Here is a 22,423-nt window from a genome sequence, read left to right as displayed (position 1 = left end):
GCTCTGTGCGATGACCGCTCCCACCCTCGGCGTCTGCTACTACCCCGAACATTGGCCTGAAGAGCGGTGGGAGAGTGACGCCGCCCGCATGGCGGAAGTCGGCATCGGCTTCGTCCGCATCGGCGAGTTCGCCTGGTCCAAGCTCGAGCCGCGGCCGGGAGAACTCGATTTTTCCTGGATGGTGCGCTCAATGGATGTGCTGGGCCGGCACGGACTCAAGGTCATCGTCGGCACGCCAACTGCTACCCCGCCGCGCTGGATGATGGACAAGCATCCCGATATGGTTGCGGTCGACGAGAACGGACGTCCACGCAATTTCGGCTCGCGCCGCCACTACTGCTTCTCCCACGAGGGCTACCGGCAGGAATGCGCGCGCATCACCCAACTGCTGATCGACCATGTCGGCCAGCACCCGGCGCTGGGCGGCTGGCAGACGGACAACGAATACGGGTGCCACAGCACCACGCTTTCCTATTCGGAAGCGGCGCGACAGGGTTTCCGCACCTGGCTTCGGCAGCGCTACGGCACCGTCGAGGCGCTGAACGAAGCCTGGGGTAATATCTTCTGGTCGATGGAATACAACGACTTCGACCAGATCGACCTGCCCCTGCTGACCGTCACCGAGCCCAACCCGAACGCGTCGCTCGACTTCCGGCGCTATTCTTCCGACCAGGTCGCCGCCTTCAACAAGGTCCAGTATGACCTGCTCAAGGCTGCCCGGCCGGACCTTCCCGTGATCCACAATTTCATGGGTCGGTTCACCGATTTCGACCACTATGAGTTGGCCAAGACCATCGATGTGGCGAGTTGGGACTCCTACCCGATCGGGCATCTGGACGTCAGCGACGAGAGCCCTGAGGTCAAGGCACAGTTCCTGCGCCAGGGCGAACCTGATGCCCAGGGGCTCCAGCACGATATCTATCGCTCCGTCGGGCGCGGGCGCTGGTGGATCATGGAGCAGCAACCCGGGCCGGTGAACTGGGCGAGCTACAATCCCGACCCCCTGCCCGGCATGGCGCGCCTGTGGGCCTGGGAGGCCTTCGCGCATGGGGCTGAGGTGGTGTCCTATTTCCGCTGGCGCCAATATCATTCCGCCCAGGAGCAGATGCATGCCGGCCTGCTCCGGCCCGACAGCGAACCGGCGCCGGCCTACAACGAAGCGCTGCAGGTCGCTCAGGAACTCAAGAGCACCGGCATCGGCGGCGAGGCGCGCAAGGCGCGTGTCGCCATCGTCTACGACTATGAGAGCGAATGGGCCTGGTCAGTCCAGCCGCAGGCCAAGGGCTTTTCTCACCACGCCCACGTCAAGGCCGCGTATGGGCCGCTGCGCAAGCGTGGCGTCGATGTCGACATTCTCTCGGCCCAGACTGACAGCTTTGCCGGTTACGACCTCGTCATCATCCCGGCGCTTTTCGCCTGGAGCGACCAGTTGCGCACGGCCCTCGCCAACTACGAGGGACATCTCCTGATTGGCCCGCGCACGGGCTCGAAGACTGGCAATTTCACCATACCGTCGGGCCTGGCTCCCGACCTCCCCCGCAACATGCTCGACGCCAAGGTCGTGCGCGTGGATAGCACCAATCCGGCGATCGAGGTGTCGGTGCGCGGAGGCGGCGCGGTGAGGCATTGGCGTGAGCGGCTGGAAACGCGCGCTGAAGTTGAGTTCGAGGACGAGGAGGGCTTTCCCGTGCTCGTCTCTCAGGGCCGCCTGTTCTATCTTGCCGCCAGCGGCGACCGCTCGCTCATGCAGCGGGTCATCGACCGCATGCTGGACGAAGCAAACCTGCCCACCCTCAACCTGCCCGCCGGCGTTCGTTGCCGGGTCCGCGACGGGTTCCGGGTCTATTTCAACTATGGCACAGGTCCCGCTACGCTCGTTAAGGCCGACGATGAGGCGGACTATGTCGTGGGGTCCGAGACCATCCCCGCGGCCGGGGTCACGGTGGCGCGACTCTCCAGGGGCGATTGAGCCCGGTGATGGCCGGGCGTATCTCGAAGCTTCCGCCCAGCCAGCGCAACCATTGAACGCCGCCCCGACGCAGGTCGGTTGCGTCGATAACCGTGGTTGCGGCCCTGCAATAGCGTGGCGCCGTCAGGCGGGTCACAACCAGGTCTGCCGCGCGGCAATCTTCGCCGAAGGCGGCCTGATCACGTACAACAGCCACCGTGAAACCGCCCTTCCCGTGAGCGATGCAGCCGAGAGCGTCGCACAAAAGTCCATCGGTCAGCTTCTCAATCGGCTCCGAGTACGTCTCCTGCCAGATTTCGACGGCGAAGGAATTGGCCTTGCCTGAGGCGAGGCCCATGCCGCCTTCCTGGCGGACGGCGACGGCCTGCGTTGTATCTGCGACCAACACATCGGGCGGTTTGTCGAGCGTCAGAAGTGATACGGCAAGGAGCGCCGCCGCCGGTCCCAAGAAGCGCCAGGGGCTGTTTAGAAACGCGAACCAGGCGAGCGCGACAAGACCGATCACAAGCGAAACCGGCGTCAGCAACGGGCTGGCACTGACGTGGCGGCTGTATGAAGCGATCACGGCTGCGCATTGAAGCATCCAGTCGATGGACCAGCCCATGATGGTTATGGGCAACCACTCTAGCCCCAGCGGCATGGCTAGAACGCCGAGGAGCGCTGCAGGCATCATCACGAAGCCGACCAGGGGAAGCGAGATCAGGTTGCCCACGACACCCAGCGGGGACGTCTGCTGGAAATGATAGATCGAGAACAGCACCGTCGCCGCCCCAGCCACCAGGCTCGTTACGGCAATACCGAGGAAGTAGGAGGCGAGTTTGCGCACCGTGGATCGCTCCCGATCCATCCGTGGCCGGTAGGATTCATAGGTTCCCACCAGCGCGACCACGGCGGCAAAGGAGAGCTGGAAGCTGGGGCGGAATACGCTGGCGGGGTCGGTGACGATCACGAGAAACCCGGCGATGGCGACGTTTCGCATGGTGAGCGCCCGGCGTCCCGCGAGGATCGCCCCGAACACCAGGAGGATCATGATTGTAGAACGCATCGCCGCCACGTTGCCGCCAGAGATCGAAAAGTAGAGGAGCGCGGAAATCATCCCGCCGATGGCCGCGAGGCGTTTGGCCGAGAAACGTCCCGCGCCGCCGCCGAGCGCCGCCAGCAGCAGGCGCAGCGCGAAATAGACCCCGCCGGCCACCAGCGTTAAATGCAGGCCGGAAATGGAAAGGACGTGCGCGAGGCCAGCCGTGGCCATGATCTCTCGCGCCTCTTCGGTCACCGCACTCTGGTCGCCATTGATCACCGCTCGCGCAATGCCCGCCGCAGGCTCCGCCAGCACCGCGTCGAGCCGCGCCGAGATGCCGCCTCGCAGCGTTTCGATCACGCGGTCGGGCTGGCCGGCGTCGCCCTCGCTGACGATCACGGGCGGCGCATTTGTGGTGGCGTAGGCGCCGATTCCGTCGAAATAGGAGTGGAACTGGGCGTCGAAAGCTCCCGGGACGGCCGGGCCCGGAACGGAATAGAAACGGAACCTCGTCTCGATGATATCGCCTGGCTCCAGGTCGGGTCCGGCGCGGACGAATACGCGCGCGCGACGCACCTCGATGCCCCTGGTCTCGGCCACTGGCCTTATGTCGGACACTACGATCCGTTGCTGGCTGCCGGTCTTGGAGATGATTTCGTCGACCCGCGCCTGGAAGGTGCCGTAGGCGGGTTGCGAGAGCATGGGGGTTCCGAAAAGCGCCCCATGGATCGCCAGCAGCGAAAAACCCAGCCAGAACGCCGTGGCCACTGTGGCCAGCCGCAAGGTGGTCAATGCCTGCGTCGAGGCCGCTAGTATCAGCGTGAGGGCGACGCCGTCCGCAATCAACACCCAGGGTTGAGGGGCCGAAGACACTTCCAGCGAGGCGATGAGCCCGGCGATCACGCAGAATGGCAGCAGCACGAAAAGGCGCCGCTCCTCGAGCGCTTGGCCGATGGCGGCCCGCAGGCCGTGCCTCACGTCCCGCTTCGGCAGGATGGCCGGCGGCGCTGGCGTAGGCGTCTGCCGTGCCCTGCCCTCAGGCGGGCCGGTACCGCGCAGTTCGATCTCGATTTCGGTGGTCTGGCTCATCGGGCGAGCCTGCCCTTGCGCTGAGCCGGTCCTGTGATACACACGGGGCCGGTTGTTTCTCCTTTCCCGTCGCGAGCCATGTCAAAGCCCGTCATCACCCGTTTCGCTCCTTCGCCCACCGGTTATCTGCATATTGGTGGCGCTCGGACGGCTTTGTTCAATTGGGCTTTTTCACGACATACGGGCGGCAAGATGCTGCTGCGTATCGAGGATACCGATCGCGAGCGCTCGACCGATGCGGCTATCGAGGCGATCTATGACGGGCTGCGCTGGCTGGGCCTGGATTGGGATGGCGATCCCATCCTGCAGTTCGGCCGCGCCGCGCGCCATGCCGAGGTCGCCCACGAGCTTCTCGAACGCGGCATGGCTTACAAGTGCTACTGCTCGCCGGAGGAATTGAACCAGATGCGCGAGGAGGCTCGCGCCGCAGGCAAGCCCCCGCGCTACAACGGTTATTGGCGTGATCGCGACCCGTCAGAGGCCCCTGTCGGGGTGGCTCCGGTCATCCGCATCAAGGCGCCGCTCTCCGGAGAAATCGTGGTACAGGACCACGTGCAGGGTAAGGTCGTCTTCAAGGCGGAGAACCTTGACGATTTCATCATCCTGCGTTCGGACGGCACGCCGACCTACATGCTCGCGGTGGTCGTGGACGACCATGACATGGGCGTCACGCACATCATCCGCGGCGACGATCACCTCACCAACGCGGCCCGCCAGATCGTGATTTATAACGGTATGGGTTGGGAAGTGCCTGACATGGCCCACATCCCCCTGATCCATGGCCCCGATGGTGCCAAGCTCTCCAAGCGCCATGGTGCGCTGGGCGTGGAAGCCTACCGGCAGATGGGTTACCTGCCCGAGGCCATGCGCAACTACCTGGCGCGGCTCGGCTGGTCGCATGGGGACGACGAGATCTTCACCACCGACCAGATGGTGGATTGGTTCTCTTTGGATTCGCTGAACAAGGGCGCCGCGCGCTTCGACTTCGTCAAGCTCGAGAACATCAACGGCCACTACATCCGCGAAGCCGAGCCGACCCGCCTCTACGAGGTGATGCTGGCGACCGCCGAGGAAGTTGCACGCAACGCCGATGTCGTCGGCCTGTCGCAGAACAAGGACACAGTGCTGGCTGCCCTCCCGGAGTTGCAGCCCCGTGCCAAGACCGTGCTCGAGCTCATCGATCTCGCCCAGTTCATCTATGCGCAGCGTCCGCTGCCGATCGATGCGTCCGCGGCCGGCCAACTCACGACCGACTCGCGTGACATGATCGGTGCGTTCGCCGAGGTCCTGCGTGGTCTCAACGATTGGTCTGTCGAAGCGATCGATGGCGCCGCGCGCGCTTTTGCCGAGGCACGCGGCCTCAAGCTGGGCAAGGTCGCGCAGCCCCTGCGCGCGGCGCTCACCGGCCGTACGGTGTCGCCCGGCATCTTCGAAGTCATGGTTTTGATCGGCAAGCAGGAGACGCTTGATCGCCTCGCCGACCAGGTGGCGCTCGCCTGATCTTCAGGCGCAGGGCCGCGACGATTTGTTGCATGGGTGGGGTAAATCGGATACTCCGAACCCCGCTGAAAGTGTCAGCATACCTGCCTCATCTGGCCGGCCCCTCGGCCGGGTGGGATCGCCAAGGAGAGCAATATGGCTGAGGAAGTCGCAAAACTCGTTGTGGGTGACCAAACCTACGAGTTTCCGGTGCTGCACGGCACCGTCGGGCCGGACGTGATCGATATCCGATCGCTCTACGCCAAGACGGGCATGTTCACTTATGACCCGGGTTTCACCTCAACGGCAGCCTGCGATTCTTCGATCACCTATATCGACGGCGACAAGGGTGAGCTGATGTATCGCGGCTACCCGATCGAGCAGCTGGCCGACAAGAGCAACTATCTCGAAGTCTGCTACCTGCTGCTCTACGGCGAGCTTCCGAATGCCTGGCAGCTCAACGATTTCAAGGATCGCGTGACCCGTCACACGATGGTCCACGAGCAGATCCACTATTTCTACCGCGGCTTCCGTCGCGACGCGCACCCGATGGCAATCGTGTGTGGCGTTGTCGGCGCCATGGCTGCCTTCTATCACGACTCGATCGACATCAGCGACGCGGACCAGCGCGAGATCGCCTCGATCCGCATGATCGCCAAGATCCCGACGATCGTGGCTATGGCCTACAAGTATTCGGTTGGCCAGCCCTTCGTCTATCCGCGTAACGATCTCGACTATTCGTCGAACTTCCTGCGCATGTGCTTCTCGGTGCCCGCCGAGGAATATGTGGTCAACCCGGTCATCGCCCGGGCCATGGATCTCATCTTCACGCTCCATGCCGACCACGAGCAGAACGCCTCGACCTCCACGGTGCGCCTGGCCGGCTCGTCCGACGCCAATCCCTTCGCCTGTATCGCCGCCGGCGTTGCCTGCCTCTGGGGCCCTGCCCATGGCGGCGCCAACGAAGCTGCGCTCAACATGCTGCGCGAGATCGGCACTGTGGACCGCATCCCCGAGTTCATCGCCAAGGCGAAGGACAAGAACAGCGGCGTGCGCCTGATGGGCTTCGGCCATCGCGTCTACAAGAACTACGATCCGCGCGCCAAGGTGATGCAGGAGACGGCCAAGGAAGTGCTCGCGCTCATGGGCGTCGAGAACAACCCGACGCTCCAGGTCGCCCAGGAACTGGAAAAGATCGCGCTTTCCGATCCTTACTTCATCGAGCGCAAGCTCTACCCGAACGTCGACTTCTATTCGGGCATCATCCTGGACGCCATCGGCTTCCCGACCTCCATGTTCACGGCCATCTTCGCGCTCAGCCGCACCGTTGGCTGGATCGCCCAGTGGAAGGAAATGATTGCCGATCCGCAGAAGAAGATCGGCCGTCCGCGCCAGCTCTACGACGGAGCCGTCACGCGCGACTACGAGCCGCTCATCGAGCGCGAATAAGTCCCTACGGACGTGAGTCCCGATCACCTTGTTCCCTCCCTTACTTGGGAGGGAACTAAGCGCAGGAAGCTCCCGCTGGGTTAGCTGCACTGCTGACGAAGTCGATGGAGCATCAAGCTCTCGACGCCGTCGATACGATTTCCTGATATTTGGACTCTGGCTGACCGGCGTCAGCGCGACTTGAGGTGCGCCAGCACCCGATCGGCGGGGTCTTCCCGCTGCGCGTCGGGCAGTCCCTCTTCCATCATACGGCGCAGCACCGAATAGGCTTCGCGTTGGGCTTTCTGCTTGTCCTCGTCCCTTAGGATGGCCTCTGCCGCTGCCAGTACAGGCGAAGGCAGCACGGCCGGCAGGATCAGCTCCGGCGCCACGCTCGCATCGAGAATGATGTTGGGCAGCCCGACATTGGGCCGCCCGGCCCGTTCATAGAAAGCCGCCTGAGCGCCTTCCATCACGTAAGGAATAATCATCGGAACGCCCGCGAGCGCGATCTCGAGCGTAGCTGTGCCTGACGTGCAGATGGCGAACATCGATTGCTCATAGAGCTCACGGCGCTCGGCCCGATCGGCAACGATCCGCACCGGCACGGACCATTGGGCCACCTCCATGCGTAACCGTGCCTCGTGGGTGGGCAACGTGGGAATGAAGAATTCCTCGACACCGTATTTTCCCGCGAGCATCTCGGCGACGCTGCGCAGCAGCGGCATGTGGCGCCGCAATTCGCTCTTCCGGCTTCCAGGTAGCAGCGCGACCTTGTGGCCACCCGCGTATGTGCCCGCCTCTCGCAGGGCCGGATGGCCCACGTAGGAGGTCGGCGGCCCTCCCAATCGACGCATCGCCGCCGGCTCGAATGGCAGCACGGCCAGCACCTCATCGAACAGCGGCTTGATCCGCGCTGCGCGCTCGGGGTGGCGAGCCCACACGGACGGCGCCACATAAAGTATGATCGGCTTGCGCCAGCCGGCCTTACGCAGACGCTTGGCCACACGCTCGGAAAATTCCTGGGCGTCCACCAGGACCACGATGTCTGGGTCTGCAGCCCTGATTGCGCGGGCTGTCTGGGCGATCCGCCAGAACAACAACGGCAAGCGCATCACGACGTCACGAATGCCCATCACCGCCAGGTCGCTCATCGGATAGAGCGAGACCAGGCCCCTGCCTGCCAGTTCCTGGCCACCGACCCCTACCAGGTCAACCCCCATGCGTTGCTGCAGGCGTTCGACAAGGTCCGCCGCAATGCGATCCCCCGAGGGTTCGCCGGCCAGAATGAAAAGCTTGAGAGGGTCAGCCATCGATCGTCAAACCGACGATCGTGATGTTCTCGCGCCGCGCTAGGTCAATCACCTTTTCGCGCTCGATGATGATGCTCTTTCCGGCCTCTACCGCGATGACCGACACACCAGCCGCCTTGGCGTTGGTAACGGTATCGGGGCCAATTGCAGGGAGATCGGCGAACAACGGCTGCTGGGGCTTGACCGCCTTGGCGAGGATCAGCGGCGCCGCGCCGTCTCCCGCAATTCCACGGGCATGATAATCCCCGACACGCGCGAGCAGGCCATCGGTTCCGCCGATATCTTCGGCCGAAACGACATGATGGCCCGCGACCACCACGGCCTGGCCAATATCGAGACGGCCGATCTCACGAGCCATCGCCAGGGCGAACCCCGCCGACTCCGCGTGTTCGCCGGGCAGCGGCGACCCCACGATGACACCTTCCTGGGCAAGCAGGTCCGGCGCAATCTCGTGCACACCGACCAGTTCCGCTCCCGCCATCTTCTTGAGGACTGCCGCCAGCCCGGTCAGCGCCGCATCGCCGAGCGAGCGGCCGCCGCCGCTCGTGGCAGACCGCTCGGAGTTGCTGTTGGCGAACTTGGCCAGGCCTTCGCGCTGGCCGTCCGACAGCGTGATTCCGCCCGCCAGCACCACGTGACTGGTTCGAAAGACTTTCAGCGACCAGATGATGCCCAGCGGGTTGGCGAGGTCGGCCTTGACGACCTTGACGCCCGAAAGGTCCGGGCGCGGCGTCAGAGCCAATACCTGTACCTTGTAGCCGGCCTTCTGGGCCGCCTCGACGGCGTGCGGCACGAGATCGCCCGTGCCGGCAAAGACCGTGAGGCGATTACCCATTATTCTTCGTGGTGCCCGTTGCGCGGCAGGCAGATCGGGCGGTCGGCGGATGCGGCGATGAAATCGACGACGTCCTGCACCATCGGGGCAGCCTTGAACATTTCGGCAGCATCATCGACGCGTTCGCGCAGCGTACCTTCGCTCGAAAAGATCATGCGGTAGGCGGCGCGGAGGGTGTGGATGGCTTCGCGCTCGAAGCCCGAGCGCTTGAGGCCGACAAGGTTGAGCCCCGCCAGGTTGGCGCGATTGCCGACGGCCATGCCGTAGGGAATGACATCGGCATCGACCATGCTCTGCGCCCCGATGAACGCATGCTTGCCGATGCGAACAAACTGATGCACGCCGCAAATGCCGCCGAAGCGGACAAAATCCTCGACCACGCAATGGCCGGCGATCGCCACGTAGTTGGCGATAATCACGTGGTTGCCGATCTTGCAATCGTGCGCCACGTGGGCGCTCGCCATGATCAGGCAGTCATCGCCGATGCGCGTTTCCATGCCGCCACCAGCCGTGCCCGGGTTGATGGTGGTGTTCTCGCGGATCACCGTGCGCTCGCCGATGACGAGGCGGCTCGGCTCACCCTTGTACTTGAGATCCTGGGGCGGATGACCGATCGAGGCGAAGGGATAGATGATGGAATTGGCGCCGATGTCCGTGTGCCCGGCCACGGCAACGTGCGAAACCAGTTCCACCCCGTCGTGGAGCGTTACCGTATCCTCGACGGTGCAATAGGGGCCGATCTTGACGCCCACGCCGATCTTGGCGCTGGGGCTCACGATGGCCGTGGGGTGGATGACGGTGGTGCCTTCTGGCTGGTGAACTGGTACGGCCAACTTCTATTCCCCGACGATCATGGCGCCGATTTCGGCTTCGGCGATGACCGTACCGTCGACGATGGCCTTGGCCTCGTAACGGCCGACCGTACGGCGGCGCTGGATCTTGCGGATGTGGTATTCGATACGGTCTCCAGGCTCCGCCGGCTTGCGGAACTTGGCCTTATCGATGGTGAGCAGCAGCACGATGCTCTTGCCGCCGCCCGTGGTCTCGTCGTGCGCAATCACCGTGGCGCCAGCGGTCTGGGCCATGCCTTCAATGATAAGCACGCCCGGGAAGATCGGCTTGCCCGGAAAGTGCCCCTGGAAGATCGGTTCGTTGAACGTGACGTTCTTGACGCCCACTGCACTTTCGTCGCCGTTCATGTTGATGATCCGGTCGATCATCAGGAACGGATAGCGATGCGGGAGGGATTCGAGGATCCGGGCGATGTCCAGACTCTTGAGTTCGGCCTTTTCCACCGGCTTCTCCATGACACTGGTATCCATCAACGCTTCTCCCCTTTGGTCAGTCGCCGCACGACGGCGATTTCGCGCCAGAAGTCCCTTATATCCTGCGCGGGAGCGCCTGCAAGCTTGGAGCCCGCCGGCCAGTCCTTGGTGACCGCAGCCCTGCCATGCACCATGGAACCGGCTCCGATGGTCAGGTGGCCGGACGTGCCAACCCCGCCGCCTAGCAGAACACCGTCCTCCACGATGGTTGAACCCGAGAGGCCGCTCATGGCCGCAATCAGACAATAACGCCCGATTCGGCAATTGTGTCCGATCTGGACGAGATTATCGATCTTGGTTCCTTCACCAATCACCGTGTCGCCCAAAGCGCCGCGGTCGATCGTGGTGTTGGCGCCAATCTCGACATTGTCCTGGATCACGACCCTGCCGAGCTGAGGCACCTTGCGGTTGGAACGGGCAAGCCCGAGCCAGCCAAACCCTTCGGTGCCCAGTCGCGCGCCAGGGTGGATCACCACCTTGTTGCCCAGATAGGCGCAGTCGATACTGACGTTGGACGCGATCACGCAGTCGCGTCCGATGGTCACCCCTGCCCCGATTACGGTATTGGCGCCGATCACGGTATTGCGGCCGATCTCGACATTGGGGCCGATCGAGACATTCTGCCCGATCACCACGTTCTCCTCGAGGACCGGGGGCGAGCGCTCGAGGCTGGCCTTGAGCACGGAGCGCGTATCATGCGGATAGAGCCAATCGAGCATATCCGCAAAGACGTCGTGCGCGTGGTCGCTGACCAGGGCAATGGCCGTCGCCGGCACCAGTTCGCGCAACGCAGGGGCCACCACGACCGCGCCTGCCAGAGTTCCCTTGAGGTCGTCGGCATAGTCATTGTGGGCCGCAAGGGCCAGGTCACCTGAGCCGGCGATGTGGAGTTCGTCAGCTCCGGTGATCAGCAGGTCGGTCGAGCCCGAAGCTTCGACGGCGCGGCCCGCAGCAGCGAGAAGTTGGCTGAGCGTCGCTGGGCCTGAGGACGCATGAAATCGTGTATCGACCATGGATCAACTTTGAAAAAAAGAAGCCGCGGCGCACCGCGGCTTCGAATGGTTTCTCACGCTATGCCGTTTAGAGCAAGGTCGAGAGCGTGAGCGAGAACACCTGTGTGCGATCGCTGGTGGCCTTGTTCAGGACGTACGCGAAGTCTCCACGCAGCGGACCGAACGGCGAGTTCCAGATGAGCGAGGCGCCAACCGAGCTCTTGAACTTCTGATCGATGCTGTCGTTATCGACCGTGCCGCTCGAGCCAGGGTTGCCATCGACCCAGGCAGCGTCAGCCCAGACGGCGCCGCGCAGGCCATAGGTCTCCGGGAAGACCGGCAGCGGGAACTCGATTTCAGCCGACAGGCCAGCGTACATCGTGGCGCCCAGGAATTCGCCGGTCGTCAGGCGCGGACCCACGCCGCGGCCTTCGAAGCCACGAACCAGGTTGGAACCGAGCGGGAAGGCTTCGGTCGCAGACACTTCGCCACCGTCGAGGTTGTTGATGATACCGGCGGTACCGCGAACGCTACCGACGATGCCACTGTCTTCCATCAGCGGGATGAAGTAACGGGCGCGAGCCTCGGACTTCACGTAGTTCACATCCCAGCCAGCATATTGCTGGGTGAAGGTGGCGATCAGACCGCTGGTCGGCTGCTTCTGGTCATCCAGGATGTTGTAGGTGAGCGTGTAACCGATCCAGGCCTTGTTCTTGACCTCGCCGTCGGTGACGATTTGCGAGGCACCACGGCCACCGGACACCGCACCCGACGTAAATTCCTTGTGCTCAAGGCCGGTGAAGATCGACGCCGACAGGTCACGGGTGATCGGCACGCCGAAGCGGAGCTGGCCGCCGGTGGCCGTGTAGCCGTAGTAGGTCGAGGTCGAGCTGGTCGGTTCAGCAACCACGCGGTGATAGGCATCCACGCCGGCCGAAACCTTAAGGCCCATGAAACGCGGCTCTGTGAACGAGAAGTCGAAGCTGCGCCCCCCGTTCTGGCCGTCGCCGAGACCGGCGGTGGCGCCGATGGCGGCACGGACATACTGACCACGACCGAGGAAGTTGCGTTCGGTCACCGAGATTTCGCCCAGCAGACCATCGTTGGTCGAGTAACCGGCAGTGATGCCGTACTCACCGGTCGACTGCTCGACGACGTTGATGTTGATCACGACCTTATCGGGAGCGCTGCCCGGCTCGGTGCTGATATCAACGGTCTTGAAGAAGCCGAGCGCTTCGATGTCACGCTTGCCACGCAGAACCACGGAACGGTTGAAGGGGTCGCCTTCGGCGAAGGCCAGCTCGCGACGGATCACGAAATCGCGGGTCTTCTGGTTACCGGTGATGTTGACGCGCTCGACATAGACGCGCGGGCCTTCGTCGACGAGGTAGGTGACGTTGAAAGTCTTGCCGGTCGGGTCGCGATCGAGACGCGGACGCACGTCGGCGAAGGAGTAGCCCTGATCGGTCGCATCCAGAGCCATCTGCTCGACCGTCTTCTGGAGATCGACATACGAATAGCGGCTGCCCTGGGAGGTCTTGACCGTACCCTTGAGCGAATCCGTGTTGAGGCCCGGAATGCTGGTCTCGATGCCGACATTGCCGAACGAATAGCGGTCGCCTTCGTTGATCGTGAAATTGATGAAGTAGGCGTTACGGGCCGCATCGAACTCGCCGACCGAGGTAACCTGGGTGTCCGGGTAGCCGTGGTTGGCGTAGTAGAGACGGATCAGGTCGCGATCGACGGCCAGCTTCTGTTCGTCATAGCTGTCATCGCGGAACAGCCAGCTGAGCAGGCCGGTTTCCTTGGTGGAGATCACGCCCTTGAGCGTGCCGCCATTAACCGAATTGTTGCCTGTGAAGTTGATCGCAGCGATGCCCGCGCGATCGCCTTCATTGACGACGAAGGTCACGCGGACGCGACCACCTTCGACGTTTTCCACCTTGGGGGTGACGGCGACATTGTTGAAGCCCGCCTTGTCGTAGGCGATGCGGATGCTCTCGGCGTCGGAAGCTACGCCCTGGGCCGAATAGGTACCGCGGGTGGCGGTATCGACCATGGTCAACAGCTGCGCATCGGAGAATCGCTTGTTGCCCTCAAAGAGCACCGACGCAATCAGGGGAGCTTTCGATTGTGCCTGGACCTGCTGGATCCCGACGAGCGAACCGCCAACTCCCGGCAGGGAGCCCGCAGCAAACAAGGCCAGCGCCACAAACACGCCGCGCATCAGCTTGGTGGGATCAATCATGTTTTTTATTGCCTCATGCGACCAGACGCATGGAATCGCCCCAGACGAGCTGCCCCACGCTTACTCATTGAACGGTTTTACTGTTTTTTTAACCAAGGGCAAGGCGCAAACGCCAGTTCGGTTACCAAAACATTGGGGGCCGTGCATCCATGCAACACCCCGGAAATAATGGTTGCCAAGGTGTTAAAGCAGGTCGTTCACCAAAGTGAAGATGGTGAGCGTGAACACCAGGGCCAGGCCGATGCGGAAGCCGACCTCCTGTACCCGGGGGCTGAGCGGGCGCCCCCGAACGGCTTCGATGAGATAGTAGACAAGGTGCCCGCCGTCGAGCATGGGCACCGGCAGAAGGTTAAAGATTCCGATATTGAGCGAGATCATCGCGATCAGGTTCACGAAGGCGGCGAAGCCGAGCGTAGCCACCTCCCCCGACACCTGGGCAACCTTGACCGGGCCTCCGAGTTGCTCGCGATCCCCGCGCCCCACGAAGAAATCGCCGATGAACGCCACCGTGCGATCCACGATGAAGCGGATCTCCTCAAAGGTCATGCCCACCGCTTCGACCGGCCCCGGCCGATAGAGGGTGACGTCGGAGTTTTCCACATCCCTGGAGACGCCGATCCGTCCGATGCGGTGCGTCTTGCCGAAGCGATCGGTGGTTTCGGCGGCTTCAGGAGTCGCCACGATCGTCTTTTCGGCGCCGGAGCGGTCGAGCACGATGGTCACGGGCCGCTGGGGAGCGGTCGCAACGAGGCGCTGGAAATCCTCGAAGCCGCGAACGGCATAGCCATCCACGGAGAGAATCCTGTCGCCCGGCTGCAGGCCCGCTTCGGCCGCGACAGAGCCGGTCACTACATCCCCGATTACCGGCGGGATCGTGTAGCGGCCATAGCCGAGCAGCAGCGCGTACAGGATGACGAAGGTCAGGAGCACATTGGCGACCGGGCCGGCGATGACCACGGAAATCCGCTGCCAGACGTTCTTGCTGACGAAAAGCCGATCGCGCAACTCGGGGCCGGCATTAGCAATCACGTCATTGTCCGGCAGCGCGCTGGTCGCGTTCATGTCGCCGACGAAGCGGACATAGCCACCAAGAGGGATCGCCGACACGCGCCAGCGCGTGCCGTGGCGGTCATTCCAGCCGAAGAGTTCGGGACCGAAGCCGATCGAAAAGGTCTGGATCGCGATCTTGTTCCAGCGGGCCACCAGGTAGTGCCCCATCTCGTGAACGAAGACGATCACGGTCAGCACGACCAGGAAGGACAGAAGCGTAGTGAAGAAAGACGGCAGCATGAACTGTCCCTATAGCGTGCGTGCAGGCACTACCAGTGAAGGAAGCCGCCTGCGATGTTGTCGAGGCCGGAGTGTAGCAGGCCAACGACCAAGACGAAAATCACGCCGAATGTGAGGCTGTCGAGCCTGTCCATCAAGCCTCCGTGACCGGGGATGATGTCGCCGCTGTCCTTGATGCGGAAGTTGCGCTTGATAGCGCTCTCGGTCAGGTCACCGATCTGCCCCAGAATACTGATGGTCACCGCAAAGATGGCGCCGATCCACCACGGGGAGTCGGTCACGAACAGCCAGACGATAAAGCCGGAGGTGGCACCGAGCGCCAGCCCGCCCAGGGCCCCCGACCACGTCTTGGAGGGCGAAATGATTGGCGCGAGCTTTTCGCCGCCGATCTGCCTGCCGGTGAAAAAGGCGGCGGAATCGGTCATCCAGACTGTAACCGCGAGGAACACGCCGGCCAGCACGCCATCCCAGCTATCGCCGCGCATGGCGATCACGGCGACGATCACCAGCCCGAAGAAGCCGAGCCCCGCCGCACGCCAGAGGCGCCCTTCCCCGCCGAACAGCACGGCGATCGCGATGGCCAGAACGATGACAAGGGTCGAGCCGGGAAGGCCGAACGCCGGATAAATGAGCCCCGAGATCGCAACGAGGACCACGGTGATGGCGCCGGGGATGGAGATGGGGGCGCGCGCCACCATCTGCTCCCATTCGCGATAGGCTCCGGCGAAGACGAGGCCGACGATGAACGCGAAGATATAGCCGCCCAGATAGAGGCTTAGCGCCGTCAGCGGAAGCAGTACGAAAGCGGAGCCCAAGCGAGGACCGAGGTCAGACCAGGACCGGCGGGAAGCCGAAGACTCGGAGCCGGGATCGCCCTGCGAACTCAAGTGATAGCCTCTATCCCGCCGAACCGCCTCTCGCGGCCCGCATATTCTTCCAGCACCCGCAGGAACGTGGTTTCGTCGAAATCCGGCCAATTCTCCTCGACGAAGATCAGTTCGGAATAGGCGCCCTGCCAAAGCAGGAAGTTCGAGAAGCGCCGCTCCCCGCTGGTGCGGATGATGATGTCGGGATCGGGTATGCCGGAGGTGTAGAGTGCCTGCTCCACCGTGGCCTCGGTAATGGCGTCCGGCGCAATCCTGCCGGCCGCGACGTCGCGCGCGATGGCGCGCACCGCCTCGGTGATCTCGGCCTTGCCGCCGTAGTTGAAGGCCACCACCAGTTGCAGGCCGGTATTGGCGCGGGTCTTGGCCTCAACCTCGGCAATGAGCCGCTGGAGCGAGTCATCGAGCCCCTGGCGCGAACCGATGATGCGCACCTGCACGTTGTTGCGGACGAGCTTTTCGAGGTCGGAAGCAACGAAGCGGCGCAGAAGGCCGAAGATGAAATTCACCTCGTCGCGCGGTCGCGTCCAATTCTCGGAAGAAAAGCTGAAGACCGTCAGGTGCCCGACGCCGTAGCGGATGCAGAGCTCCACCAGGCGGCGCAGCGCCTTGACGCCGGCGATATGGCCTTCCGTGCGCGGCTTGCCACGGGCGCGAGCCCAGCGGCCATTGCCGTCCATGATCACCCCAAGGTGCCGCGGAATCCGAAGCCCAGGCCTCTGGCGCAAATCGCTGTCGATGGCGGGGTCGGTGGACATGATATCCTTTGGACGCCTTGGGGGCCGGTAGGCGTAAGCCTAAACCTGCATGATTTCCTGTTCTTTAACCGAAAGGATCTGGTCGATCTCGGCCACGCTGGAGTCAGTCGCCTTCTGCACCTGGTCGGCTTTCACGCGGCTGTCGTCCTGGCTGATCGTGCCATCCTTCTCGAGCTTCTTGAGCAGGTCCATGCCGTCGCGACGGATGTGCCGGACGGCAACGCGCGCCTGCTCGGCATAGTTGTGCGCGACCTTTGTGAGTTCCTTGCGGCGCTCCTGGTTCAATTCGGGCAGCGGCACGCGGATCACGGCGCCTTCGCTGGCCGGATTGAGGCCGAGGCCACTATCGCGGATGGCGCGTTCGACCGCGCCGGCCATGGAGCGATCCCACACCTGAACGCTGAGCATGCGCGGCTCGGGAACAGTAACCGTAGCCACCTGGTTGAGCGGCATGCGCGAGCCATAGGCCTCAACCGTGATCGGCTCGAGCAGGCTGGCGCTGGCGCGCCCCGTGCGCAGACCGGCCAGCTCGTCCTTGAGCGAGGCGATCGACTTCTGCATGCGGGTCTTGAGAGCCTCGAGCGAAAAGGTTTCTGCCATGGATCTATTTCCTTACTATTTTCCTGGCCTTAGCCGACGCGCGTGGAGCGCGTGCGTCCTTCCAGGACGCCGGCGAGGCCTTCTTTGTCGTCAAGCGCGTAGACTAATATCGGCAACCCGTTGTCCCGGGCAAGCGCGAAGGCCGCCGTGTCCATCACCTGAAGATTTCGTGCAATGACTTCTTCATGGCTGATCGTGTCGAAGCGCTTGGCGTCGGGGTTCTTGAACGGATCTTCCGAATAGACGCCATCCACCTTGGTGCCCTTGAGGAGCACGTCGCAATCGAGTTCGATCGCCTTGAGCGCGGCGGCGGTGTCGGTGGTGAAGAAGGGGTTGCCGGTGCCACCGGCGAGGACCACCACGAAACCCTCGTCCAGCGCAGCCTTGGCGGCGCGCGCGGTGAAGGTGTCAGCGACCGAAGGCATGCTCACGGCGCTGAATACCTTGGACTTCACCCCTGCCCTGGTGATGGCGTTCGAAAGGGCGAGGGAGTTGATCACCGTACCCAGCATGCCCATGAGGTCCGCGGTCACGCGGTCGGTGCCATTGGCAGCCACCGTCATGCCGCGGAAGATGTTTCCGGCGCCGATCACGATGCCGATCTGGACCCCGGACTTGGCGACGTCGGCGATCTGCTGCGCCATGCCCTTGAGGAATTCAGGCTCGATGCCGAATGACTGATCACCGGCCAGGACCTCGCCGGAGACCTTGAGCAGAATGCGTCTATATGCGGATTTCGTCACCGGCCGACCCCTCTAACTGCCGCACCCGAGCTTCGATTCCGCTGGCGCCGGCTAGACGTTAGAGCATTTTCCGCCCGATTGGATACCGGCAGTTACTAGAAAATGCACTATTGGATATAAGGCGCCCAACTAAGGCGCAAATCAAACCGCTCCCCGCAATTGTCATGCGGGGAGCGGGAATATTGCGGGCGATCAGGCGCCGGCAGCGGCGGCGACTTCAGCGGCGAAGTCGCTCTCGGCCTTCTCGATGCCTTCACCGAGGGCATAGCGCACGAAGGCGGTCAGCTTGACCGGGGCGCCAACTTCCTTCTCGGCGTTCTTGAGAACGTCCGAGATCTTGGTCTCGCCGTCGATCACGAAGGTCTGCGCCAGGAGCGTGACTTCCTCGTAGAACTTGCGGACGCGGCCTTCCACCATCTTCTCGATGATCTCGGCGGGCTTGCCCGATTCCTTGGCCTGCTCGGCGAACACGGTGCGCTCGCGGGCAACGACGGTCGGATCCAGGTCGTCCGGCGACACCGACAGCGGGTTGGTGTTGGCGATGTGCATGGCGATCTGCTTGCCCAGGGCAGCCAGAGCGTCCTTGTTGCCGGTCGATTCGAGACCGACAATGATGCCCAGCTTACCCAGACCCGGCTTGACCGTGTTGTGCACGTAGTTGCCGATAACGCCGTCCTTGACCTCGATGATCGCGGTGCGACGCAGGTTCATGTTCTCGCCGATGGTGGCGATGGCATCGGTCAGTTCACCCGAAACGGAGCGACCCGAACCGGGATAGGGCATTTCGCTCAGGCGAGCGACGTCGCCATCGGCATCGAGCGCCAGCTTGGCGACGTTGCTGACGATGGTCTGGAACTGCTCGTTGCGGGCAACGAAGTCGGTTTCCGAGTTTACTTCGACGATGGCGCCGCGGTTACCGTCGATGGCAACGCCGACCAGACCTTCAGCCGCAACGCGACCGGCCTTCTTGGCGGCCTTGGCCAGGCCACGCGTGCGCAGCCAATCGATCGCCGCGTCCATGTCGCCGTTGGTTTCCTGCAAGGCCTTCTTGCAGTCCATCATGCCGACGCCGGTCATCTCGCGGAGTTCTTTAACCTTGGCAGCAGTGATTTCCATAATGTCACCTCTTTGGCGGCCCCGTTTTGCCGGAGCCGCACAGTTGGGATGTCAGTGTGTCAACCCGATGAACGGGCTGGTCGATTAGGCGTTGGTGTCGCTTTCCTGGACTTCGGTCAGGGCCGGCTCCACGGGAGCCTCCACCGAAGCACCAAGGTCGGCGCCAGCAGCGGCCGACGAGCGCGCAATGCCGTCGATGGCAGCGCGCGAGACCAGCGAGCAGTAGAGCTCGAGAGCGCGGCTGGCGTCGTCATTGCCCGGAATGGCGTAGTCGACCAGATCCGGATCGCTGTTCGTATCGACGATGGCGACAACCGGAATACCCAGGCGACGGGCCTCCTTGATCGCGTTGGCTTCCTTGTTCGTGTCGATCACGAACAGGAGGTTCGGCAGGTTGCCCATGTCCTTGATGCCGCCGAGGTCGCGTTCGAGACGCTCCTTCTCGCGCGAGCGCATCAGGCGCTCCTTCTTGGTCAGGCCTTCCATGCCCTCGGCTTCCTGGGCCTCAAGCTCACGCAGGCGAGCGATGGAGTGCGAGATGGTCTGCCAGTTGGTCAGCGTGCCGCCGAGCCAGCGGGAGTTCACGAAGTACTGGGCGGACTGGCGGGCAGCCTCGGCCACGAGCGGGGCGGCCTGGCGCTTGGTGCCCACGAAGAGCACGCGGCCGCCGTCGGCGACGGTGTCCGAGATCAGCTGCAGCGCGCGGCTCAGCTGCGGAACCGTCTGGCTCAGGTCGAGAATATGGATGTCGTTGCGCACGCCGAAGATGTAGCGTTCCATCTTCGGGTTCCAGCGATGCTTCTGGTGACCGAAGTGGACGCCAGCTTCCAGGAGTTGGCGCATGGAGAAATCAGGCAGTGCCATTGGCAGCGTTCCTTTACCGGTTGTGCCTCCGCAAAGGTCTATGCGACGGTTTCCCGCCACCGGATGGACGCCAGCTCAATCTGGACGGCCGCCTTTGCGTGTGAAATCGCGCCGGGGAATCCCCGAACGCTGCGCGGATATAGTGTAGAGCGGGGAGAAAGGCAACATCTGCCTGCGTTCGGCCGCCACACTACCCAGCCAAGGCAAAACTTATGCCGGGCATTACGAAATCCAACAGTGCTATTGAATACTGTCGCCCTCCGTCGGGAAGCAAGTTCGGCGTGACAGCCACCGACCGACGCAACGAATTCAATGGAGATTTGGGGGACTATGGCAGACGTTAGGGGCGCAGTGCTTGCGCCGGCGGCAGAGGCGCGCGATTTCGCGCCGGTGCTGCGCTGGATCCTGCTCAATGCCTTGGTAGCGGTAGCGATGCTGGCGCTCTGGCACTTCGGGCTTGTGCAGGCGATGCTCGCCACCGACCACACGCGAATCTCCCTGATCATTCTGGTGATCTTCGCCTTTACGGCGCTGGCGTGCCTCTATCAGACCGTCATCACCTCCCAGGAGCTGGTGTCGGCCCGCAAGGCCCGCTCGATCATTGCGAAGGCCCGCGTATCGGGGTTCCGTGTCACCGAGGAGGGCGTGACCACCGGAGACGGACAGTTGCTGCCGCCCGGAACGCTTACCACCCACATCGGCAATCTCGTCATTAAGGCCGAAAAGCAGAATGGCGGCCGCATCGACCAGACGCTGCTGCTGCGGGCTCTGGCCGACCGCCTGCGCTCGCGCGAGAAGCTCGGCTGGTTCATTTCCGAAGCACTGCTGCGCCTGGCGCTCCTGGGCACGGCCATCGGCTTCATACTGATGCTCATCCCGATCGCCCAGATCACCTCGTTCGACGCCGAGACGCTGCGCCCTGCCCTCACCGGCATGACCGGCGGCATGGCCATCGCGCTCAACGTGACGGTGACGGGCATCGCCACCGCGCTCATCCTCAAGCTCGAGTACTATTTCCTCGACAAAGCCATCGCCGAGCTCTTCGACCTGGTCACCGAGATCACGGAAATCTATGTCATTCCGACCCTGGAGCAGGGTTCGAATGGACGACAATAGCCTGTTTTCGGGTGGCGGCAGCGATGACGGGACGTTTGTCCCGTTCACCGACATCCTCTTCAATGCCCTGCTCGGCTTCACCGTCATGGTCTTCATCGCCTTCGCCCTCATCAAGGAGGAGTCGAAGACCGGCACGGTGGACATCAAGGCCGAGATGCTGATCACGGTGACCTGGCCGGACAACAATCCGGACGACATCGACACCTATGTGATGGACCCGCTGGGCAATGTCGTCTGGTACCACTCGCTGGCCAACGGCTTCCTCTCGCTCGACCGCGACGACCGCGGCAATTACCTCAACAGCGTCGAGATCAACGGCAAGACCGTCACCTCGCCGCTGCGCCAGGAGACGGTGAGCGTGCGCGGCATCATCCCGGGCGAGTACGTCATCAACGTCTACGAGTTCACCAACGATTCAAAGCAGCCGGTGCCGGTCACGGTGAAGGTCGAAAAGATCAACCCGAAACTCAAGGTGATCTTCTACGATACCCTCACGCTCAGCCATGAGGGCGACGAGAAGACCGCCGTCCGCTTCACGCTCGATGAGAACGGGGACGTCAGCGACGTCAACACACGGCCCATTTCGCTTATTCGCGAGGTGCGAAAGTGATCCAGTCCACCATCTTTTCCATCGTCGGGGTCTATATCCTGCTCGGCGTGCTGCTGCTCAGCCTCAACATCGCCTCGCTCTGGCGCTGGTGGGTCAAGGCGGGCGCGATCGTGGTCACCGCCGTGGCTTTCGTTGGGTCATATCTGGCCATTACCGGCCTTGTCGGCTGGCCGACGACCAGCCCGATGCCCGACCGCTTCCAGTTGCTCTCCACCAATGTAAAGGAGCCGGACCGCAAGACCGGTGCGGCGGGGGCAGTCTACATGTGGGTGCAGGAAATCAACGAGGACCATCTCCCAGTAGCGCCGCCGCGCGCCTACGAAATCCCCTACACCACCTCGCTCGCCGAAGACATCCAGGCCGCTCAGGAGCATATCAACGCCGGCGACCAGATCATGGGGGAAGTCGGTACCACCGAGGAAAGTAAGTCCGAGGGCGACAAGCAGGCCGAAGGCCAGCTCGGCGCCACCGACGATAACAAGCAGGCCCAACAGAGCGACATGCAGGGCGGTCAGCAGGTGTCGGGTGCAGGTGGCCTGGCCGCGCCCGGGGCGCCGCAGGACCTTCACTTCTCGCCGATGCCGGCGGTTCGGCTTCCCGACAAGGGCGCCCTGGTCCTCAACAACTAAGCACTAGCTTCATCGTCTTGCGTCGCGGCCGGTCTTGGGAACAAGATCGGCCGCAACGTTATGGAACGCGGCGCCCGAAAGCTTGGCCTCGACTGCCGATTGGGTGCATGATCT

The 22,423-nt window shown here is 63.2% G+C and carries 20 protein-coding genes; 6 read left to right on the top strand and 14 right to left on the bottom strand.

Features of this window, described 5'->3' with window-relative positions:
* The first annotated feature begins 10 nt into the window (after window positions 1–10).
* A complete protein-coding gene (locus FNA67_RS10120; RefSeq protein WP_147655948.1) occupies window positions 11–1,969 on the top strand; it encodes a beta-galactosidase in 1,959 nt (652 codons plus the stop codon).
* Here the strand turns inward: FNA67_RS10120 and FNA67_RS10115 are convergent.
* Window positions 1,938–4,079 (bottom strand): ComEC/Rec2 family competence protein, encoded by a 2,142-nt coding sequence (locus FNA67_RS10115; protein WP_147655947.1) that lies wholly within the window; start codon window positions 4,077–4,079, stop codon window positions 1,938–1,940. The genes FNA67_RS10120 and FNA67_RS10115 overlap by 32 nt on opposite strands.
* A 78-nt stretch (window positions 4,080–4,157) precedes the next feature.
* Between FNA67_RS10115 and gltX the strand changes: the two genes are divergently transcribed.
* Both gltX and gltA read left to right on the top strand, forming a co-directional pair.
* On the top strand, window positions 4,158–5,579 hold the full coding sequence (gltX, locus tag FNA67_RS10110; RefSeq protein WP_147655946.1) for a glutamate--tRNA ligase: 1,422 nt from the start codon (window positions 4,158–4,160) through the stop codon (window positions 5,577–5,579).
* Window positions 5,580–5,714: 135 nt separating this feature from the next.
* Window positions 5,715–7,007: a citrate synthase gene (gene gltA, locus FNA67_RS10105; protein ID WP_049704999.1), complete on the top strand. Its 1,293-nt coding sequence runs from the start codon at window positions 5,715–5,717 to the stop codon at window positions 7,005–7,007.
* A 170-nt stretch (window positions 7,008–7,177) separates the two neighbouring features.
* Here the strand turns inward: gltA and FNA67_RS10100 are convergent, their stop codons facing one another.
* The 13 genes from FNA67_RS10100 to rpsB form a co-directional block, all read right to left on the bottom strand.
* Window positions 7,178–8,299 carry a lipid-A-disaccharide synthase gene (locus FNA67_RS10100; RefSeq protein WP_147655945.1) on the bottom strand — a complete coding sequence of 374 codons (1,122 nt, stop codon included), beginning with the start codon at window positions 8,297–8,299 and terminating at the stop codon, window positions 7,178–7,180.
* Entirely contained in the window at window positions 8,292–9,134 is an 843-nt protein-coding gene (gene lpxI, locus FNA67_RS10095) for a UDP-2,3-diacylglucosamine diphosphatase LpxI domain-containing protein (RefSeq protein WP_147655944.1), read from the bottom strand. The genes FNA67_RS10100 and lpxI overlap by 8 nt, the downstream gene beginning before the upstream one ends.
* Window positions 9,134–9,967: an acyl-ACP--UDP-N-acetylglucosamine O-acyltransferase gene (gene lpxA / locus FNA67_RS10090; protein ID WP_147655943.1), complete on the bottom strand. Its 834-nt coding sequence runs from the start codon at window positions 9,965–9,967 to the stop codon at window positions 9,134–9,136. Before lpxA ends, lpxI begins: the two co-directional genes overlap by 1 nt.
* A 3-nt stretch (window positions 9,968–9,970) precedes the next feature.
* Window positions 9,971–10,456, bottom strand: a complete 486-nt coding sequence (gene fabZ, locus FNA67_RS10085; protein ID WP_244616596.1) for a 3-hydroxyacyl-ACP dehydratase FabZ — start codon at window positions 10,454–10,456, stop codon at window positions 9,971–9,973.
* Window positions 10,456–11,472, bottom strand: a complete 1,017-nt coding sequence (gene lpxD, locus FNA67_RS10080; RefSeq protein ID WP_049704995.1) for a UDP-3-O-(3-hydroxymyristoyl)glucosamine N-acyltransferase — start codon at window positions 11,470–11,472, stop codon at window positions 10,456–10,458. Before lpxD ends, fabZ begins: the two co-directional genes overlap by 1 nt.
* Before the next feature lie 67 nt (window positions 11,473–11,539).
* A complete protein-coding gene (gene bamA, locus FNA67_RS10075; protein WP_147655942.1) occupies window positions 11,540–13,699 on the bottom strand; it encodes an outer membrane protein assembly factor BamA in 2,160 nt (719 codons plus the stop codon).
* Window positions 13,700–13,882: 183 nt separating this feature from the next.
* Window positions 13,883–14,989, bottom strand: coding sequence for an RIP metalloprotease RseP (gene rseP, locus FNA67_RS10070; RefSeq protein WP_147655941.1), 1,107 nt, complete (start codon window positions 14,987–14,989; stop codon window positions 13,883–13,885).
* 29 nt (window positions 14,990–15,018) lie between these two features.
* A complete protein-coding gene (locus FNA67_RS10065) occupies window positions 15,019–15,804 on the bottom strand; it encodes a phosphatidate cytidylyltransferase (protein WP_170267283.1) in 786 nt (261 codons plus the stop codon).
* 68 nt (window positions 15,805–15,872) lie between these two features.
* Entirely contained in the window at window positions 15,873–16,631 is a 759-nt protein-coding gene (locus FNA67_RS10060; RefSeq protein WP_049704991.1) for an isoprenyl transferase, read from the bottom strand.
* A gap of 39 nt (window positions 16,632–16,670) precedes the next feature.
* A complete protein-coding gene (gene frr / locus FNA67_RS10055) occupies window positions 16,671–17,231 on the bottom strand; it encodes a ribosome recycling factor (protein WP_049704990.1) in 561 nt (186 codons plus the stop codon).
* Between the two features lie 29 nt (window positions 17,232–17,260).
* Complete coding sequence (pyrH, locus tag FNA67_RS10050) at window positions 17,261–17,974, bottom strand: UMP kinase (RefSeq protein WP_049704989.1); 714 nt, start codon at window positions 17,972–17,974, stop codon at window positions 17,261–17,263.
* A gap of 192 nt (window positions 17,975–18,166) precedes the next feature.
* Complete coding sequence (gene tsf, locus FNA67_RS10045; protein ID WP_049704988.1) at window positions 18,167–19,090, bottom strand: translation elongation factor Ts; 924 nt, start codon at window positions 19,088–19,090, stop codon at window positions 18,167–18,169.
* An 84-nt stretch (window positions 19,091–19,174) separates the two neighbouring features.
* A complete protein-coding gene (gene rpsB / locus FNA67_RS10040; RefSeq protein WP_049704987.1) occupies window positions 19,175–19,954 on the bottom strand; it encodes a 30S ribosomal protein S2 in 780 nt (259 codons plus the stop codon).
* 330 nt (window positions 19,955–20,284) lie between these two features.
* Between rpsB and FNA67_RS10035 the strand changes: the two genes are divergently transcribed.
* Genes FNA67_RS10035 through FNA67_RS10025 form a run of 3 tightly spaced genes read left to right on the top strand, consistent with a single transcriptional unit; the run spans window position 20,285 to window position 22,309 of the window.
* Window positions 20,285–21,070: a MotA/TolQ/ExbB proton channel family protein gene (locus FNA67_RS10035; protein ID WP_170267282.1), complete on the top strand. Its 786-nt coding sequence runs from the start codon at window positions 20,285–20,287 to the stop codon at window positions 21,068–21,070.
* The gene (locus FNA67_RS10030) at window positions 21,057–21,680 is read left to right on the top strand and encodes a hypothetical protein (RefSeq protein WP_049704985.1); all 624 of its coding nucleotides are present in this window, start codon (window positions 21,057–21,059) and stop codon (window positions 21,678–21,680) included. Before FNA67_RS10035 ends, FNA67_RS10030 begins: the two co-directional genes overlap by 14 nt.
* Window positions 21,677–22,309, top strand: coding sequence for a hypothetical protein (locus tag FNA67_RS10025; protein WP_147655939.1), 633 nt, complete (start codon window positions 21,677–21,679; stop codon window positions 22,307–22,309). The genes FNA67_RS10030 and FNA67_RS10025 overlap by 4 nt, the downstream gene beginning before the upstream one ends.
* The last annotated feature ends 114 nt before the right edge of the window (window positions 22,310–22,423 follow it).

Origin of the sequence: Youhaiella tibetensis, from assembly GCF_008000755.1 — a bacterium.
Taxonomy (GTDB): Bacteria; Pseudomonadota; Alphaproteobacteria; order Rhizobiales; family Devosiaceae; genus Paradevosia; species Paradevosia tibetensis.
This window is presented reverse-complemented; position numbering and strand designations above follow the sequence as displayed.